This is a genomic window from Salinivibrio socompensis S35, assembly GCF_000513715.1.
Lineage (GTDB): Bacteria > Pseudomonadota > Gammaproteobacteria > Enterobacterales > Vibrionaceae > Salinivibrio > Salinivibrio socompensis.
The window spans coordinates 1-17,578 of sequence record NZ_AQOD01000093.1 but is presented as its reverse complement, the minus strand read 5'-3'; the positions used below and the strand labels follow the sequence as shown (position 1 = coordinate 17,578).

11 protein-coding genes and 5 pseudogenes are annotated in these 17,578 nt (G+C 51.9%); 6 read left to right on the top strand and 10 right to left on the bottom strand.

Features of this window, described 5'->3' with window-relative positions; genetic code table 11:
- Positions 1 to 131: 131 nt before the first annotated feature.
- The 6 genes and pseudogenes from DZ54_RS26100 to DZ54_RS27150 form a co-directional block, all read left to right on the top strand.
- Positions 132 to 2,020: pseudogene (locus DZ54_RS26100) on the top strand (glycosyl hydrolase family 18 protein); the annotation flags it as partial.
- Complete coding sequence (locus DZ54_RS27690; RefSeq protein ID WP_476707454.1) at positions 2,009 to 2,398, top strand: chitinase C-terminal domain-containing protein; 390 nt, start codon at positions 2,009 to 2,011, stop codon at positions 2,396 to 2,398. The pseudogene DZ54_RS26100 and the gene DZ54_RS27690, both read left to right, overlap by 12 nt.
- 11 nt (positions 2,399 to 2,409) lie before the next feature.
- Positions 2,410 to 2,874, top strand: coding sequence for a chitinase C-terminal domain-containing protein (locus tag DZ54_RS26090; RefSeq protein WP_276202035.1), 465 nt, complete (start codon positions 2,410 to 2,412; stop codon positions 2,872 to 2,874).
- Positions 2,875 to 2,926: 52 nt separating this feature from the next.
- Positions 2,927 to 4,099: a lytic polysaccharide monooxygenase gene (locus tag DZ54_RS0110825; protein ID WP_025674073.1), complete on the top strand. Its 1,173-nt coding sequence runs from the start codon at positions 2,927 to 2,929 to the stop codon at positions 4,097 to 4,099.
- Between the two features lie 9 nt (positions 4,100 to 4,108).
- Positions 4,109 to 6,577: pseudogene (locus DZ54_RS20970) on the top strand (glycosyl hydrolase family 18 protein); the annotation flags it as partial.
- A gap of 48 nt (positions 6,578 to 6,625) precedes the next feature.
- Positions 6,626 to 6,739: pseudogene (locus tag DZ54_RS27150) on the top strand (carbohydrate-binding protein); the annotation flags it as partial.
- 76 nt (positions 6,740 to 6,815) lie between these two features.
- On the opposite strand, the gene rlmB reads toward DZ54_RS27150, so the two are convergent.
- The 10 genes and pseudogenes from rlmB to miaA all read right to left on the bottom strand — a co-directional run bounded on the left by rlmB (position 6,816) and on the right by miaA (position 17,541).
- The gene (gene rlmB / locus DZ54_RS20965; RefSeq protein ID WP_240473972.1) at positions 6,816 to 7,550 is read right to left on the bottom strand and encodes a 23S rRNA (guanosine(2251)-2'-O)-methyltransferase RlmB; all 735 of its coding nucleotides are present in this window, start codon (positions 7,548 to 7,550) and stop codon (positions 6,816 to 6,818) included.
- Positions 7,551 to 7,553: 3 nt separating this feature from the next.
- Positions 7,554 to 10,049 (bottom strand): ribonuclease R, encoded by a 2,496-nt coding sequence (gene rnr, locus DZ54_RS0110810; protein WP_025674072.1) that lies wholly within the window; start codon positions 10,047 to 10,049, stop codon positions 7,554 to 7,556.
- A gap of 227 nt (positions 10,050 to 10,276) precedes the next feature.
- Entirely contained in the window at positions 10,277 to 10,912 is a 636-nt protein-coding gene (motX, locus tag DZ54_RS0110805) for a flagellar protein MotX (protein WP_025674071.1), read from the bottom strand.
- 206 nt (positions 10,913 to 11,118) lie between these two features.
- Positions 11,119 to 12,417, bottom strand: coding sequence for an adenylosuccinate synthase (locus DZ54_RS0110795; protein ID WP_025674070.1), 1,299 nt, complete (start codon positions 12,415 to 12,417; stop codon positions 11,119 to 11,121).
- Between the two features lie 126 nt (positions 12,418 to 12,543).
- Positions 12,544 to 12,729, bottom strand: a complete 186-nt coding sequence (locus DZ54_RS0110790; RefSeq protein WP_025674068.1) for a DUF2065 domain-containing protein — start codon at positions 12,727 to 12,729, stop codon at positions 12,544 to 12,546.
- A 98-nt stretch (positions 12,730 to 12,827) separates the two neighbouring features.
- Complete coding sequence (hflC, locus tag DZ54_RS0110785) at positions 12,828 to 13,718, bottom strand: protease modulator HflC (protein WP_025674066.1); 891 nt, start codon at positions 13,716 to 13,718, stop codon at positions 12,828 to 12,830.
- Between the two features lie 2 nt (positions 13,719 to 13,720).
- Entirely contained in the window at positions 13,721 to 14,881 is a 1,161-nt protein-coding gene (gene hflK / locus DZ54_RS0110780; RefSeq protein WP_025674064.1) for an FtsH protease activity modulator HflK, read from the bottom strand.
- 49 nt (positions 14,882 to 14,930) lie between these two features.
- Positions 14,931 to 16,221, bottom strand: a pseudogene (gene hflX, locus DZ54_RS20960) (ribosome rescue GTPase HflX).
- 27 nt (positions 16,222 to 16,248) lie between these two features.
- The gene (gene hfq, locus DZ54_RS0110770) at positions 16,249 to 16,527 is read right to left on the bottom strand and encodes an RNA chaperone Hfq (protein WP_025674062.1); all 279 of its coding nucleotides are present in this window, start codon (positions 16,525 to 16,527) and stop codon (positions 16,249 to 16,251) included.
- A gap of 76 nt (positions 16,528 to 16,603) precedes the next feature.
- Positions 16,604 to 17,541 (bottom strand): annotated as a pseudogene (miaA, locus tag DZ54_RS20955) (tRNA (adenosine(37)-N6)-dimethylallyltransferase MiaA).
- Between the last annotated feature and the right edge of the window lie 37 nt (positions 17,542 to 17,578).

Here is a 17,578-nt window from a genome sequence, read left to right as displayed (position 1 = left end):
ATGAATTAATTCAGTTTCAAATTTTGGAGCAAAATATGAGATTGATAACACCATCGCGTGCGATCGCTATAGGTTTGACGGGGCTTGCATTAAATAGCCCGAGTGTACAAGCCGCCGTTGATTGCCAACCTCTGTCTAACTGGCAGGACGGAAATACCTACACCAAAGGAGAGCAAGTAAAAACGGATAACACCGCCTATGAAGCGAGGTGGTGGACGCAAGCTGACCCTGCCATCCAGTCAGGAGAGTGGAAAGCGTGGAAGATTCTCGGTCAGTGTGCTGGCAGCGTCAACCAACCCCCGACCGCAACATTAACCGTCTCACCGTCTGGTCCGGTTCAGGTTGGCGATACACTCATCTTTACCCTCGCGGGGACCGACAGTGATGGGTCGGTTGCCTCATTTACGCTCGCTCAAGGCGATACCTTACTGTATGAAGGCACGGAGGCGACAACCATCCGCTGGCAAACCGAGCAAACGGGCCGCTTTACCTTTACCCTCACCGTTACTGACGATAAAGGCGCTACCGGCACTCAAACATTGCAACAGGTGGTGGGAGATGACCAAACCGGCGGCGATAAGTATGCCTGTCGCCCAGACGGTTTATACACCACACCAGAAGTCGAGGTGCCGTATTGCTCTGTATATGATGAAAACGGTCTAGAAGACATGGGCGCGGATCACCCTCGTCGCGTCATCGGTTATTTTACCAGTTGGCGTAATGGTGCCAACGGCCAGCCAGCCTATTTAGTCAGTGATATTCCGTGGGACAAGATCACCCATATCAACTACGCCTTTGCGCACGTGAATGCTGACAACCAACTTTCCATTGGCGATCCCGATGCACCGGATAACCCAGCCACGCAAATGACGTGGCCAGGCGTTGCAGGCGCAGACATGGATCCGAACCTGCCGTACCAAGGCCACTTTAACTTGCTTAACAAATATAAAAAGCAGCACCCCGACGTGAAAACGCTGATCTCTGTGGGTGGCTGGGCCGAAACCGGGGGCTACTTCGGTGAAAACGGCGAGCGTATCGACAGTGGCGGCTTCTACACCATGACCACCAATGCCGATGGCAGCGTCAACCAAGCAGGTATTAAGGCTTTCACCGACAGTGCGGTCGCCTTCTTGCGTCAGTATGGTTTTGATGGTTTAGACATTGACTATGAATATCCATCATCAATGAAAGATTCTGGCCACCCTGATGACTTTGCCTATTCCAACCCACGTCGTGCGCACTTGAATCAATCTTATCAAGTGCTGATGAAGTCGCTGCGTGAAGCACTCGACAAAGCCAGTGCGCAAGATGGCAAGCATTATATGCTCACCATCGCTTCACCCTCATCGGGTTATTTATTGCGCGGCATGGAGACCTTCCAAACTACGCAATACTTGGATTACGTCAACATCATGAGCTATGACTTGCATGGCGCATGGAATGATCATGTTGGCCATCAAGCGCCGCTGTATGACACTGGAGAAGACTCAGAGCTCAAGCAATGGAATGTCTACCAGACCCCTGAGTTTGAAGGGATTGGCTATTTAAATACCGACTGGGCAGCCACTTACTTTATGGGCGGTATGTCACCAGGTCGTATCAATATCGGTATTCCTTACTACACTCGCGGTTTTCAAGACGTTCAAGGTGGCAATAAAGGCCTCTGGGGTCGCGCACCACTGCCAAGCCAAAGCGAGTGCCGGCTGGCACGGGGGTCGGTGAGAAAAACAAATGCGGCAACGGCGCAGTCGGCATTGATAACCTCTGGCATGATATGGACGAGCTCGGCAACGAAGTACCTGCAGGCTCTAACCCTTTGTGGCACGTGAAAAACCTGCTCGATGGCAAACTACCGGCCTATGCGGCGGAATACGGACTTGACCCTGAGCAAGACCCCACCGATCGCCTCACTGGGAGCTATCAGCGTTACTACGATGACATCGCCAAAGCGCCTTGGTTATGGAACGAGGAAAAACGCGTATTCCTATCCATGGAAGACGAAACCTCGATGGCCGAGAAAGTGGACTACGTGGTCAATAAAGGCCTAGGCGGGGTGATGTTCTGGGAGCTGGCGGGGGATTATCGCTATGATGACCAGCGTCAGGCCTACTTTATGGGTGACACCCTGACCTCGCTCGCTTACCAAGCCTTTAAGCAAGCAGGAAGCGACTACTCGCTAAAACGTGGCGATGTCAACTTCCAAGTCCCGAGCGAGCAAGTCGATGTGACTTTTGACGCGCTGAACTTCCCGGTGGGCGATGACAACTACCCTATCCGACCCACGTTCCGCTTTACCAACCACTCCGATCTCGACTTATCGGGCGCCACCATCAGCTTTGATGTGCCAGTTTCCACCTCGCTATTTTTAAATCCGACTGGAACGCCCAGAAAAAGCTAGGCATAGAAGTGGTGCGTGATAGCAGCAACGCCAGTGGCAACAACATCGGCGGGTTTGACGCCACGCATCATCGCTTTGCCATCACCCTGATCAACGAGTGGGGCGGCATTGAGCAAAGCTTCAAGCCGGGTGAAACCTTGGACGCTCAGGTGATGTACTACATGCCGATCACTAACCCGACCAATATCACCATCGAGAAAGATGGCCAGCGCTATGCGGTAAAGCAGGCGTATCCAAGCCTTCCGCCGGCGCTCCCCGGTAGCGCCGGTCAAGGTGGCGCCGGTCAAGGTGGCGGAGAGTCGCAGTGTCCCGGCGTCGATATCGCCGGCCTAAGTACCTACCCTAACTGGCCTAACGGGGGCAACCATGCCAGCGGTGGCGACCAACTTATCTACCAAGATGCGGTATGGGAAGCCAAGTGGTGGACCCAAGCCGTGCCCGGTGGTCAAGCTTGGCGCCAAGTCTGCAGCCTTTAATTCATCTCTAGTCTTGAATGCGGGGGCATGGTGCCCCCGTTAAGGAGTCGTTATGTTCAAGCCTTCGTTCACGCAGTTTTCCTGTCGTACCGCCGTGGCACTTGCGCTGGCAGCAAGCAGCGCTCAGGTAATGGCACATGGCTATTTAGAAAGCCCCAAAGCGCGCCAAGCGATTTGTCATGAGCAAGGAGGGTACTGGTGGCCCTCTGATGGATCACGTATCCCTAATGCAGCCTGCCGTGCCGCGTTTTTAGAATCGGGTCACTACCCGTTTGTGCAGCATCATGAGTCGGCCCAATTGGTGGCAGACTACCGCAATATGGAAGCGGTGAAAGCCACCGTCACCGACGGTAATTTATGTGGCGCTGGCGACCCGAATAAAGCAGGGGTCAGCTTGCCGTCACCAGACTGGCAACGGACCGACGTCACTCCTGATGGCAATGGTCAAATTGACGTGCGTTTTAGGGCCACCACCCCTCATAACCCGAGCTTCTGGGAAATTTATCTCACCAAGCCAGATTACAACGGCGCGACCGATGCGCTGACGTGGGATGATCTCGAAAAAATCAACACCTTTGGCGACCTTCCCATCGTGGTGGGCGATGACGGTAACCGCTATTACGAGATGACCGTCACTCTGCCCGCTGATCGTCAGGGCAATGCGATTCTCTATAGCCGTTGGCAACGGATAGATCCGGCCGGTGAAGGCTTCTACAACTGTGCTGACATCACCATCACACCAAGCCAGACTACTCCTGCCCAATGGCACGAGCTGGGCTATTTCGTCCCGCATCCACAAATGGCGGCATTAGGCGACCGCGTTCGTGCCCGCTTGCACAATCGTCAAGGCCAAGAAGTGGTGGACGTCACGCTCACTCTCGATGCCCAAAACGTGGCGAATTGGCCGCAAACGCTGGCTGGCCTTATCGAACAGCAAGCCAATGAGCCCTTACGTATCGGGGTGATGCGCAACGGTGAGATCCAGTTTAATGTCAACGACGTGGTGCAAAACCAAGTCTTTAGTCATCACGATAGCTACAGCTTCAACCTGTCCGTGACACCTGCCACGGACGACCCTACCAGCAACCTGCCCGCGTGGCGCTCCTCTGAGGTCTATGTGGCCAAGGATCGCGTGCGCTACGGCGACAACATCTACCAAGCAAAATGGTGGACACGAAACGAGCAACCCGACGCTGCCCTTGTTTGGCAACGCGTGACACAATAAGGAGCAAACATGAAGCCAATGACCCTACTCTCTATGGCGATAGCTGGGGCTCTGGGTGCCAGCCACGCCGTGGCGGCCCCTTCAACCCCAAGTTTGGATTGGAAGCCACAAAACTATTCATTTGTTGAAGTCGACGAATATGGTCGCGGATCGTACAACGATCTGGTGCAACGCGTTGATGAAGTCCAAATTGAAATTAAGTGGAACGCCTGGTCCGGTGACGGTGGTGATAGCTACAAGGTGTACTTTGACGATCAGGTCGTCAATCAAGGCACCTTACCGGCGGGCACCCAATCTGGCACGGTCACCTTCCCCTATGACAAAGGCGGTCGCCACCAGCTAAAACTCGCCTTGTGTGAAGGGGGTGTCGACGGCCAGTGCGCGACCAGCGCCGCCAAACCCATCGTGATCGCCGATACCGACGGCGTCCATCTCGACCCACTGCCGATGAATGTCGACCCGAACAACAACGACTACCCCAAACAGCCTGATACTGTAGTGGGGGCTTACTTTGTGGAATGGGGTATTTACGGTCGTAATTTCGATGTTAGCCAGATCCCAGCGGGAAACCTCACCCACATTTTGTACGGCTTTATCCCCATTTGTGGCCCGAACGAGTCACTGGGTAATATTGAGAATGGCAACAGCTTGCGCGCGCTTGAGCTCGCTTGCCAAGGCTCAGAAGACTATGAAGTGGTGATCCATGACCCTTGGGCGGCCATCCAGAAAAAACTGCCCGGCACACCGGCCAAAGATCCGATTGGTGGCACCTACGCGCAAATGATGGCACTCAAACAGCGCTATCCCGATCTCAAAATCCTCCCTTCGGTAGGCGGCTGGACCTTGTCTGATCCCTTCTTTGATTTCACCGACAAAGCCAACCGTGACGTCTTTGTTGCCTCGATGAAAGAGTTCCTAAAAACCTGGAAGTTCTACGACGGGGTCGATATCGACTGGGAATACCCAGGGCGGGGGTGGTGCCAACCCTAACTTGGGCAACCCAGATCAGGACAGCCAAGCCTATGCCGCCTTGATGCGTGAGCTACGTGCGATGTTGGATGAGCTCGAAGCCGATACGGGCCGTGAATACCAACTTACCTCAGCGGTCGGCGCCGGCTATGATAAAATCGCCAATGTCGATTACAGCGCCAGTGCGCCGTACATGGATTACATCTTTGCCATGACCTACGACTTCTTCGGTGCATGGAATAATGTCACTGGCCATCAAACCGCCATTTACTGCGGCAGCCATATGCGTGCCGATGAATGTGATGGCACGGGCGTCGATGACAATGGCGAACCACGGAAAGGCCCCGCATACACGCTCGATAATGGTGTACAGTTGATGCTGGAAAGCGGCGTACCGCCTGAGAAGATGGTGATCGGTACCGCAATGTACGGCCGTGGATGGGAAGGGGTCTTCCCTGCTAATGCCACCGACCCAAGCAATCCAATGACCGCACCGGGCAACGGCCCCATCAAAGGCAGTACCGCGGACGGTATTTGGGAAGCCGGCGTCATTGACTACAAAGGCGTGGTCAAATCGATGCTGGGTAGCGCGGATAACGGCATCAACGGCTTTCAACCCGGCTATGATGCACAAGCCGAAGCCGCCTATGTCTGGAACCCAGACATAGGCAAGCTGGTCACTTACGACAACCCGCGCTCGGTCAAAGCCAAAGGTCAATATGTGCGTAACCACAACTTCGCGGGCTTGTTTGCCTGGGAAATTGATGCCGACAATGGCGATATTCTCAATGCCATGCACGAGGCTTAGCGCAAGATGGCCAGCCTCCGGTCAACAACGCGCCGACAGTGAGCCTCGCGCAACAGAGCTATACCCTTGCCCCCGGTGACACCCTGGCGATTGCTGCCAACGCGCGTGATCGTGATGGCGATGCACTGACCTATCGCTGGCAAGGTGACACGGCGTTGGCACTCAGCAATAGTGATACTGACTCGGTAACGGTCACCGCGCCCGATGTCAGCACCAGCACCGAGTACATACTGTCAGTGACTGTCTCTGACGGTCAAGCCGATGCCCAAGCTAGTACTACGATTAAGGTGGTGGTAGCGAGTGAAAACCAAGCACCCACCGTGGCGCCTATCGCCCCTGTTAGCCTGACAAGCGGTGAGCAAACCCGCGTGACTATCGATGCTAGCGATCCCGACGGCGACACGCTCAGCTACGCTTACCGCGCATCTGGTGATCTGGCAGTATCAGGGTCAGACAACCAAGTCACGCTGACCGCACCAACCGTGACTGAAAACAGTGAGTATGTAGTCACTGTCGAGGTCAGCGATGGTGATAAAACGACGCCAGCGCAGTTCACGGTGACCGTGACGCCAGCAAGCAGCCTGCCGGCTTGGAATGAAAGCACTGTCTATGTTGGCGGTGATCGCGTGATGTACCAAGGTGTTGAGTATCGCGCCAAGTGGTGGACCAAAGGTCAGCGCCCTGATCAAGGCGGCCCATGGGCGCGTGTTGGTGATAGCCAAGCCAATCAAAGTAATGAATGGCAAGCCACGGTCGCTTACTCAGGTGGCGATGAGATTGAATACAACAACCAACGCTATCAAGCTAAATGGTGGACGCAAGGCGAGCAACCTGGCCACGCGGCGGTTTGGAAACGGCTGTAATTGACTGGTAAGTCATTAATATAAAAAACGCCCCAATCTGGGGCGTTTTCTTGATTAGTTAGCAAAACTGTAAACGTTAACGACGTTGACGCACGGCCTCGTACAAACACACTCCAGTGGCCACTGACACATTCAGGCTCGATACACTCCCTGCCATCGGCACACGGATCAGCTCATCGCAGGTTTCACGGGTAAGACGACGCATGCCCTCACCTTCCGCCCCCATCACTAAGGCCAACTGGTCCCACCAATTTCGTGTCATACACATCATGGTCCGCTTCACCCGCGGTGCCAACGAACCATACACCTGTTCTTTAAGCGTACGCATAGCACGTGCCAAGTTAGTGACACGCACTAAAGGCACCACTTCAGCGGCGCCACAGGCCACTTTTCGTGCCGTCGCATTCAGCTGAGCAGACTTGTCTTTCGGGACAATCACCGCACTAACACCCGCTGCATCGGCAGTACGTAGGCAAGCCCCCAAATTATGGGGATCGGTGACACCATCAAGTACCAATAATAGCGGGTTCTCGGTATTGGTGAGGATCGCATCCAAATCATTTTCGTTGTACTGACGACCCGGCTTTACCCGGGCAACAATGCCCTGGTGTGAAGCACTTTGGGTTTTATCATCTAGCGCTTTTCGCCCCACTTGCTGAATGCTAACACCCAACATCGCAATCTCATTGAGTACAGGCACCAAGCGCTCATCTTGACGCCCTTTTAATACCATCACCTCAATAAAGCGAGAAGGATCGGTCGCTAAAACCGCTTGGACGGCATGAATACCGTAAATAACTTCATTGCTCATGATCTACTTCTTTTTCTTGGCCGCTTCGGTTTTTTGTTTCTTCGCCTTTTTCTTGCGTGCTTTTTCCGCAGGCGACTTTACTTTAGACTTTTTGCCTTGCTTATCCACAGGCGCCTTATCAGCGTCAACACTGGGTACTGCGCCGTGTTTAAGCTGTTGGCGTACCGAAGTTCGCTCACGGCATGCTTGTGGATCTTTATTGGACTCCGCACGACCTTTTTTTCGCTTGTCACGCGCGGTTTTACCCGGGCGACGGGCTTTGCGCTCAGAGCCTACCAGTTCAAAATCAATTTGTCGCTCGTCAAGATTCACTGACAGTACTTTGACCGTTACCTGATCGCCCAGTCGGAAAACGCGGCCTGACCCCTCACCCACTAAACGTTGGCCTACCATATCAAAGCGATAGTAATCATTATCGAGGTTAGAGATATGCACCAATCCATCGATATGTAGCTCATTGAGACGAACAAAGAAACCAAAGCCAGTCACATTGGCAATCACCCCCTCAAGCTCATCGCCGACATGGTCCTGCATATACTCGCATTTTAGCCAATCGGATACATCACGGGTGGCATCATCCGCGCGGCGCTCTGTTTTTGAACACTGCTCGCCTAAAACATCTATATCATCAAACGAGTAGTGATACCCCCCGGTCGGCGTCCAGCGGTCTTGGTTTTTGCCTGCTTGTTTAGCTATCAAATATTTGAGCGCGCGGTGCAAAAGTAAGTCCGGGTAACGACGGATGGGTGACGTAAAGTGCGCGTACTGTTTTAGCGCTAAGCCAAAGTGACCTTGGTTATCCGCTTGATAGACTGCTTGCTTCATTGAGCGCAATAGCATGGTCTGGATAAGCTCACTGTCCGCACGGCCATGGACCACATGCATTAAGGCGGCGTAGTCTTTTGGCGTTGGCTCCAGACCGCCACTGAGGCTCAAGCCAAGTTCACCCAAGAAATCTTTAAAACCACTAAGTCGCTGTTCACCTGGGGCTTCGTGAACACGATACAATGCTGGCTCTTTGTGCTTCTCGACAAAACGCGCAGAGGCGACGTTGGCAAGAATCATACATTCTTCGATGATTTTGTGCGCATCGTTACGCTCAACCGGCACGATACGGTCGATTTTACGCTGAGCATTAAAGATAAACTGCGTTTCGACCGTCTCAAACTCAATCGCACCGCGTTGCTGACGTGCGTCGCTCAACACCTTGTACATATCGTGCAAGGTTTCTAAGTGCGGGACCAAAGAGTGATACCGTTCTCGCAAGGCTTCGTCACCATCCAATATATTAGACACCTTGGTATAGGTTAAGCGGGCATGTGAGTTCATTACCGCTTCATAGTGTTTATAGCCTGATAACACACCTGACTCAGAAATCGTCATCTCACAGACCATACACAGGCGATCAACCTGTGGGTTGAGGGAACATAAGCCATTGGACAGGATTTCCGGCAACATAGGCACGACTTGATTGGGGAAGTACACCGAGTTACCGCGATTTTGCGCTTCTTTATCGAGGGCCGAGTCGGGACGAACATAATAGCTGACATCGGCGATCGCGACCCACAAACGCCAGCCACCGGAGCGTTTGCGCTCACAGTACACGGCATCATCAAAATCACGGGCGTCTTCACCATCGATAGTGACGAGGGGCCGATCACGCAGATCGACACGGCCTTCTTTGGCCTTTTCAGGCACTTCTTCGCTCAAGCTTTTGACTTGCTTAAGTACCGCGTCGGGCCATTGATGGGGAATATCGTGAGTGCGCATCGCAATCTCGATTTCCATGCCTGGTGCCATATTTTCGCCCAGTACTTCAACAATTTTGCCGACGGGATTGGTTTGGCGTGTGGGACGTTGCATGATCTCAACCACCACCACGTTACCCATGCGCGCGCCATGGGTATGATCTTTGTCAATCACGATATCTTGGCCAAGGCGGCTATCATCTGGCACCACAAAGCCCATGCCATCTTCGACGAAGTACCGACCAACGATCTGGCCTTGGCGCGCTTCCAGAACACGTACGACACGCGCTTCTTGGCGGCCGCGTTTATCGGTACCCACGCCCTGCGCTAAAATGACATCGCCATGCATCACGCTACGCATTTGATGATGCGGTAACGTCCAATCATCATGATTGCCTTTTCCTTCTGGGCGTAAAAAACCAAAACCATCACGGTGACCAATCACGGTCCCTTTAATGAGATCAAGGCGTTCAGGCAAGGCGTAGCACTTACGCCGTGTGAACACGAGTTGTCCATCTCGCTCCATGGCACGCAGACGTCGACGCAAACCTTCATACTGCTCATCGCCCTCCAAGCCGAGGTGGGTAAACAGATTATCGCGACTCACTGGCGCCTTAAAGCTTCGGATCACTCCCAGTAAGTGTTCACGGCTGGGGACCGGGTTTTCGTATTTTTCAGCTTCACGGGCCTGGTGCGGATCCGCAGCAATATTGTTTGGGGTGTTATTTGTCGAACCTGTGTCTTGCGACATAGACCTTTTCCTATTGGCGTATGTTAAATTCATTATATCTGTTAACTATCGCGAATGCGCCGCGACGATCGCAGTTTGACGTTTTGTTTCAGCGTCTTGCTTATCGGTAACGAGAGGAACACGGCGAACTGGCCATATCAAAAATAGATTGGGAACAGATAAGTATCAATAGTATAGCGGATTTTGACGATAAAATCGCCTGCTGTCAGGCGCCAGCGATTAAGCGATTACCAGTAACTGGTGCGCCTTTTGGCCCGAGCAATGATGTTTTTTGGCATACGCGCCTCAAGCGCTGCACGCAACGCTGCAATACGATTGCGTGTGCGAGAATCTGCAGTAATGGTCTGATACAACCAGCGATAAGCATCTTCATAGTCAAGCGGCGAACCGACATCATCCACCAGCAATTCAGCCAGTTGAATGCGCGCGCGGGTATCTCCCAGCGATGCGGCTTCGCGTAGGTAAGGAATCGCGCGTCGCTGATCTTGCTGCACTAAGGTACCATTCGCATAGTAACGTCCTAGCTGCTCTAGCGCTGCAGGCAACCCTTGCTGCGCAGCTTGTTTTATATAATACACACCGAGCTCTGCATCTTGATCGACGCACACCCCCCACGCCAACATATCACCATACAAGAACTCATAGGCGGGGGAGCCCACACGCGTTGCCCGCACTTCGATATCTTGCATCAGTTGGCAATCGTCTTGTTTCACGCGCTCAAGGTGTGAGTTGGTCTCAAATAAGGTGATCAGTTCACTTTCTTCATACAAAGGCACTGCCGGCCCCACGTCCGCTCTGGCGGTTACAGCTGCCAGCGTCGTTGCCGTTAGTAAAAGTGAAAAACTCAGCGTTCGAAACGTCATGCCTACTCGCTATTCAACCAAGAAACCCAACAGCAACGCGCGCGCTGACCGTGTGACTTTTTGTATCGGCACCCTGCTCAGTGACTTTAGCAAAGGCGGCAAGTTTTTTCCGCTTTCGCGCGATCGGGGTTTCAGTTTCATCGATTAGCGATAAAAAAAGCCAGCGTCGTTAAACGCTGGCTTCATGGTTTTTCTTCACACAAGCATTAGCTTTCGAAAGGATGAACCTTAATGATGGTTTCATTACGGTCTGGACCGGTCGAAATCAGATCAATCGGCACGCCAGTCAAGGTTTCAATACGCTTGATGTAATCGAGCGCAGCTTGTGGCAGCTGGTCGAGCGATTTCACCCCAAAGGTGTTTTCGCTCCAACCCGGCATGGTTTCATACACAGGCTCGATGTTGTCGTACGCATCTGCAGCCAATGGCGACACCTGGATCATGGAGCCGTCAGCCATCTTGTAACCCGTACAAATCTTGATTTCTTCTAAGCCGTCCATCACATCTAGCTTGGTCAGGCAGAAACCTGAGACCGAGTTAATTTGTACAGCACGACGCATTGCTACCGCATCAAACCAACCACAACGACGTTTACGCCCAGTGGTCGCACCAAATTCAGCGCCTTTGGTGCCTAGGTGCATACCAATATCGTCATCCAGTTCCGTTGGGAACGGGCCTGCGCCAACACGGGTGCAATAGGCTTTCGCAATACCGAGAACATAGCCTAGGTGACGAGGACCAAAGCCAGAACCTGCCGCGACACCACCCGCAGTGGTGTTTGAGGAGGTCACATACGGATAAGTGCCGTGATCAATATCGAGCAAGGTGCCTTGCGCGCCTTCGAACATGATTTTGTCATCACGTTTACGGGCATCGTCTAGCTCTTGAGTCACATCAATAACCATACCGGTGAGGGTGTCTGCTTGCTCCATCACCTTCGCTAAGGTTTCTTCATAGCTTACTGGTTCGACTTTATAGAAGTGCTCTAGCTGGAAGTTATGGAATTCCATCACTTCTTTTAGCTTTTCAGCAAAGGCTTCTTTATCGAATAGATCCCCAACACGCAAACCACGGCGCGCCACTTTGTCTTCGTACGCCGGACCAATACCACGGCCTGTCGTACCAATGGCTTTCTTGCCACGTGCTTTTTCACGCGCTGCATCCAACGCAATGTGATAAGGCAAGATTAAAGGACAAGCTTCTGACAGGAATAGGCGCTCACGCACAGGCACGCCGCGTGCTTCCAGCTCACCCATTTCTTTCAGTAAAGCGTCTGGCGACAACACCACACCATTACCGATAATGCATTTAACGTTGTTGCGGAGGATACCAGAAGGAATCAAGTGTAGGACGGTCTTTTCACCGTCAATGACAAGAGTATGACCTGCGTTGTGACCGCCTTGATAGCGAACCACGTATTTTGCATCTTCAGTCAAAAGATCAACGATCTTTCCCTTACCTTCGTCACCCCATTGGGTGCCGAGAACGACTACGTTATTACCCATCTTCTTCGATATGCAGCTAGTTAAAAAAGGATTCTAGCACCTTAAAAAGTCGGTTGCAGTTTATTTTTTAACCGTATTGTCGTTTTCTTCCCATGGGTTTGTCACGTCAAGCTGACAGCCCCTTTCTTAAGCTAAGATGGAATAGGCGAATACGGCGCCAATCACCACTAAACATCCTCCGATACGTCGCAACTGATTATCCGGCTGCTGACTGAGCTCCGTGACCATCTGTCGCCATTGCTTGGGGAATAACATAGGCCCCAGCCCTTCGACGACCAACACGAGAGCGAGCGCTCCCCATAACGTTGTCATGATTCCTCCTCCGTCATTCAATCCTGCTGTGCTCAATAAGTACAAGATAAAAAAAAGACAAGGCACGATGCCTTGTCTTTTCTATCGGTGACAACGATTTATTGATCGATCACATCAGGCTGCTTCATGTATTTGAAGAAATCACTTTTAGGATCAACAATCAGCATATCGCTCTTGCTGTCAAAGCTCTCGCGATAAGCCTGTAACGAACGTACAAAGCTATAGAACTCAGGCTCTTTCTTAAACGCACGCGCAAAAAGCTGTGCCACTTCAGCATCTGCTTCACCGCGAGTGATTCGCGCCTGACGCTCTGCTTTAGAGAGGATAGTCGCTACCTCTAACTCAGCCTGCGCGCGAATGATTTCGGCCTGCTCACGACCTTGTGCACGATGACGACGCGCCACCGCTTCACGCTCCGCACGCATACGGGCATAGATCGATTCACTTATCTCGCTAGGAAGGTTGATACGTTTGATACGCAAATCAATCAGCTCAATCCCTAAATCACGTATACCCTCACCAGCGGCACGCTCCAACACACCTTCCATGACTTGGTCGCGCTTTTCAGACACAATCTCTTTGATGGTCTTATTACCAATTTCGGCACGCAGACCGTCAGAAATACGACGTTGCAAAAGCGACTCAGCGGTGATCTTATTACCGCCCCCTGTGGCAAGGTAGTATTGACCGAAGTCTTTAATTCGCCACTTCAAGTAAGAGTCAATAATGACGTCTTTTTTCTCTGCAGTAACAAAGCGATCGGCACGGTCATCCATAGTTTGAATACGCGCGTCGAGGGTATTCACTCGGTCAAACAACGGCAACTTAAAGTGCAAACCTGGCTGATAGATTTTCGCGATCTCGTTATCCGCTTTCAGGACACGTCCAAAGCGAATCACAATACTGCGTTCACCTTCACTCACCACGAAGATCGACATCAAAAATATCACGACCGCTAAGACTATAACCGGGATCATCATCTTACGCATGCTTAGTATCTCCCTTCACGTGATGAACCAGAACGCGGCGCCGATTCAGGCTGTTTTGGCTGAGAGCTTTGCTCCAGCTCAATGCCATACTGGCTGCTCGACGTTTCTTTACGCTGGTTAGGCCCAACGGCTGCCCCTCCCATCAACTTATCCAGCGGGAGATACAAGAGGTTGCTGTTTCCGCTTTGCGAATCCACCATAACCTTACTTGTACTGCTGTACACCTGTTCCATGGTTTGGATATACAAGCGATTACGTGTCACGCGTGGCGCATCAATATACTCAGGCAACAATTTTTCGAATTGAGAGACTTCACCTTCTGCTTCGTTAACCGTACGCTCCTTATAACCCAAAGCCGCTTTTTTCAACGTTTCTGCTCGACCCGTTGCCTTTGGCAAGACGTCATTACGATACGCTTCTGCTTCACGGATAAAACGCGCTTCGTCCTCACGGGCTGCAATGGCGTCATCAAAGGCATCTTTCACCTGCTCTGGTGGCCGCGCGTACTGGAAGTTGACGTCGACGACAATCAAACCCATGTTGTACTTGTCGATAATATTGTTCAGCTCAACCTGAGTTCGCTCGCGTACTACTTGGCGACCGCTGGTAATAATATCGTCCATCACCGAATCACCCACGACCGCACGCAGTGCTGAATCTGTTGCTTGACGCAAGCTGTCATCGGCATTGGTCACACTGTACAAATACTGTTGCGCATCCATGACGCGGTACTGTATGTCCATTTCAACACTGACCACGTTTTCGTCTTTGGTCAGCATCAAACCTGAGCTGTTTAACGAGCGGATTGATTCCATGTCAACCGTTCTCACGGTATCGACAAAGGTCGGTTTCCAGTTAAGGCCCGGCTGCACGATACGATCATACTGACCGAACCGAAGTACCACGCCACGCTGGGCCTCACCAATGGTGTAAAAACCGGAAATACCCCATACGATAAGACCGATGAGCGCGAGCACACCTAGCCCTGCCATGCCGCCACCAAACGATGGGCCTTTGCCTTTGCGGCCGCCGAAACCACTCAGTTTACGGCTTAATTTGTTAAACAATTCATCAAGATCCGGTGGCCCTTGATTACGGCCTCCACGATTCCCCCAGGGGTCTTTGTCGGGACCGCCATTGTTTCCTGGCTCATTCCACGCCATTCACGCACTCCATCAATTTGATCTGACGATAATTTTGTACTCTAGCAGCCTATTCCATGACGATAAAGTCGCCAAGTTGGTTGCCCTCTCTTTTTTCTAATCGGTACCAGTCTGTTTGTGGCAGCCTGATATCGACTAACAGATGCCCATCATCTTGATACTCTTCACTGATCACGCATCGCATCTGGTGAAATTTACTTTGCATCCGGCCCGCTATCGTGGGCGGCAATCGTAACTGATGCCGAACCATGATGCCTGCTAAACGCTCAGTCAGCGCGTCAAATATGAGCGCGATGCCTTGACCCGACAGCGCTGATATCCACACGGCTTTAGGTACGCCCTCGTCGTCTCGTTCAATACGAGGCTCAGCCTGATCTAGACTATCTATCTTGTTCATGATAAGCAGACGCGGTACGTCCGCCGCCTCAATCTCTTCGAGTACGCCGTCAACAGCGGCAATATTGTCACGCAACCGCTCATCACTGGCATCAACAACATGTAGCAATAAACTCGCTTCTTGCGTTTCTTGCAATGTCGCTTTAAACGCGGCCACTAAGTCATGCGGCAAGTGGCGGATAAACCCGACGGTGTCAGCTAAAATCGCGGTACCCACATCGTCGACATCAATCCGACGCAAGGTTGGATCGAGTGTGGCAAATAGCTGATCAGCCGCATAAACACCTGCTTCGGTAATACGGTTAAACAATGTAGATTTGCCCGCATTGGTATACCCAACCAACGAGATGGTCGGCACTTCGGCACGTGCACGTGCTCGACGACCTTGCTCACGTTGTTTCGCCACTTTTTCTAACCGACGTAAAATCGCTTTTACCCGATCGCGCAATAATCGGCGATCCGTTTCTAACTGGGTTTCCCCCGGACCACGTAAACCGATCCCCCCTTTCTGACGCTCAAGGTGGTCCAGCCACGTACCAGCCGGTAGAAAGATGACGCAACTGCGCCAATTCAACCTGCAACTTACCTTCGTGGGTACGCGCGCGCTGTGCGAAGATATCAAGAATGAGCCCGGTACGGTCTAATACTCGACATTTAAATCGCTGTTCCAGGTTGCGCTCTTGGGCCGCGGATAACGTGTGATTAAAAATCACAATATCAGCGCCCACTTGCTGTACGGTGTCTGCAATTTCTTGGGCTTTTCCCTCACCAACAAAATACTTCGGATGAGGGGACTGACGGCTGCCGACAACAACTTGCAAAGCATCGACACCCGACGATGACACCAGCATTTGAAACTCGCTGAGATCATCCCACTCGCCATCATGGGTAAAATTGATATGAACAAGTACAGCCTGTTCACCGGCCTCGTAACGGTCAAACAAGCGAAAAACTCCTTAGCAATTGAATACTCACTCCTCAGGTTTTTCTTGCTGACGGTCGCCCTGCGGACGCTCTCCAGCCACTTGGTTATTGTTGTGATGACTCACCGCGCGTGCTGGCACCACGGTAGAAATAGCATGCTTGTACACCATTTGATTCACGGTGTTTTTCAGCAAGATCACAAACTGATCAAACGATTCGATTTGCCCTTGTAACTTAATGCCATTCACAAGGTAAATGGAAACAGGAATACGCTCACGACGTAACGCGTTTAGGAATGGGTCTTGTAATGATTGCCCCTTAGCCATTAGTTCTTTTCCTTATTTGTTTGTAATTGTAGTCAATGTCGCGGTTAAGCAGCGTCCTTGTCAGTGACAGTATACATCAAGTTTCCGTCCCTGCCGTCAACGCTTTTGTCACCGTTTGTAAAGACAGCGACGGTGCGTCACTGTCAAGCCACGTCACATTTTCCCAGCCTCGAAGCCAAGTTATCTGACGTTTAGCTAACTGGCGCGTCGCGCAAATCCCACGGTAAACGGCTTCATCATGGGTACAACGTCCGGCCAAATAATCCCACATCTGGCGATACCCAACGCACCGGATCGAGGCAGATCGGGATGCAGATCCTCTCGTTCATACAGTGCGCGTACCTCCTTTTCAAAACCCGCTTCGATCATTTGTCGAATCGGAGCTCGATGCGGCGATGCAATTCACCTCGATCCTGAGGCGCTATTGCAAATTGGTGTACCTGATACGGCAAAGGTTCACCTTTTTTTCCCGTCAATGCGGTGAGGGTTTGTCCACTGATACGGTACACCTCAAGTGCCCGTAAAATTCGTTGCGGATCATTGGGGTGGATCCGCGCGCCAGACACAGGATCAATGTCACATAACTGTGCATGAAGCGCTTCCCAGCCATATTGCTGCGCCTCTTTTTCTAATGCACCACGCACAGCAAGATCCGCACTGGGCAATGGCGATAACCCTTCTAACAATGCTTTAAAATACAACATGGTGCCGCCAACCAACAGTGGGATCTTGCCATTTGACACGATCTTATCCATTTCTGTGAGGGCATCTTCACGAAAGTCGGCCGCTGAATAGGCTTGAGACGGATCACGAATATCAATCAAATGATGGGGCGCCTGCGCCAATTCGTCAGCGGTTGGCTTGGCGGTGCCAATATCCATGCCTCGATAAATTAAGGCCGAATCAACACTAATAATGTCAACCGGCAGGGTATTGCGTAATGCAATGGCCAGATCCGTTTTTCCTGAGCCGTTCGGCCCATCAAAAAATGGCCTTTGGCAGCGGATTAGTCATGTTGTAATGCTTCTATTGCTGAGTCAGGTCGAGGCGA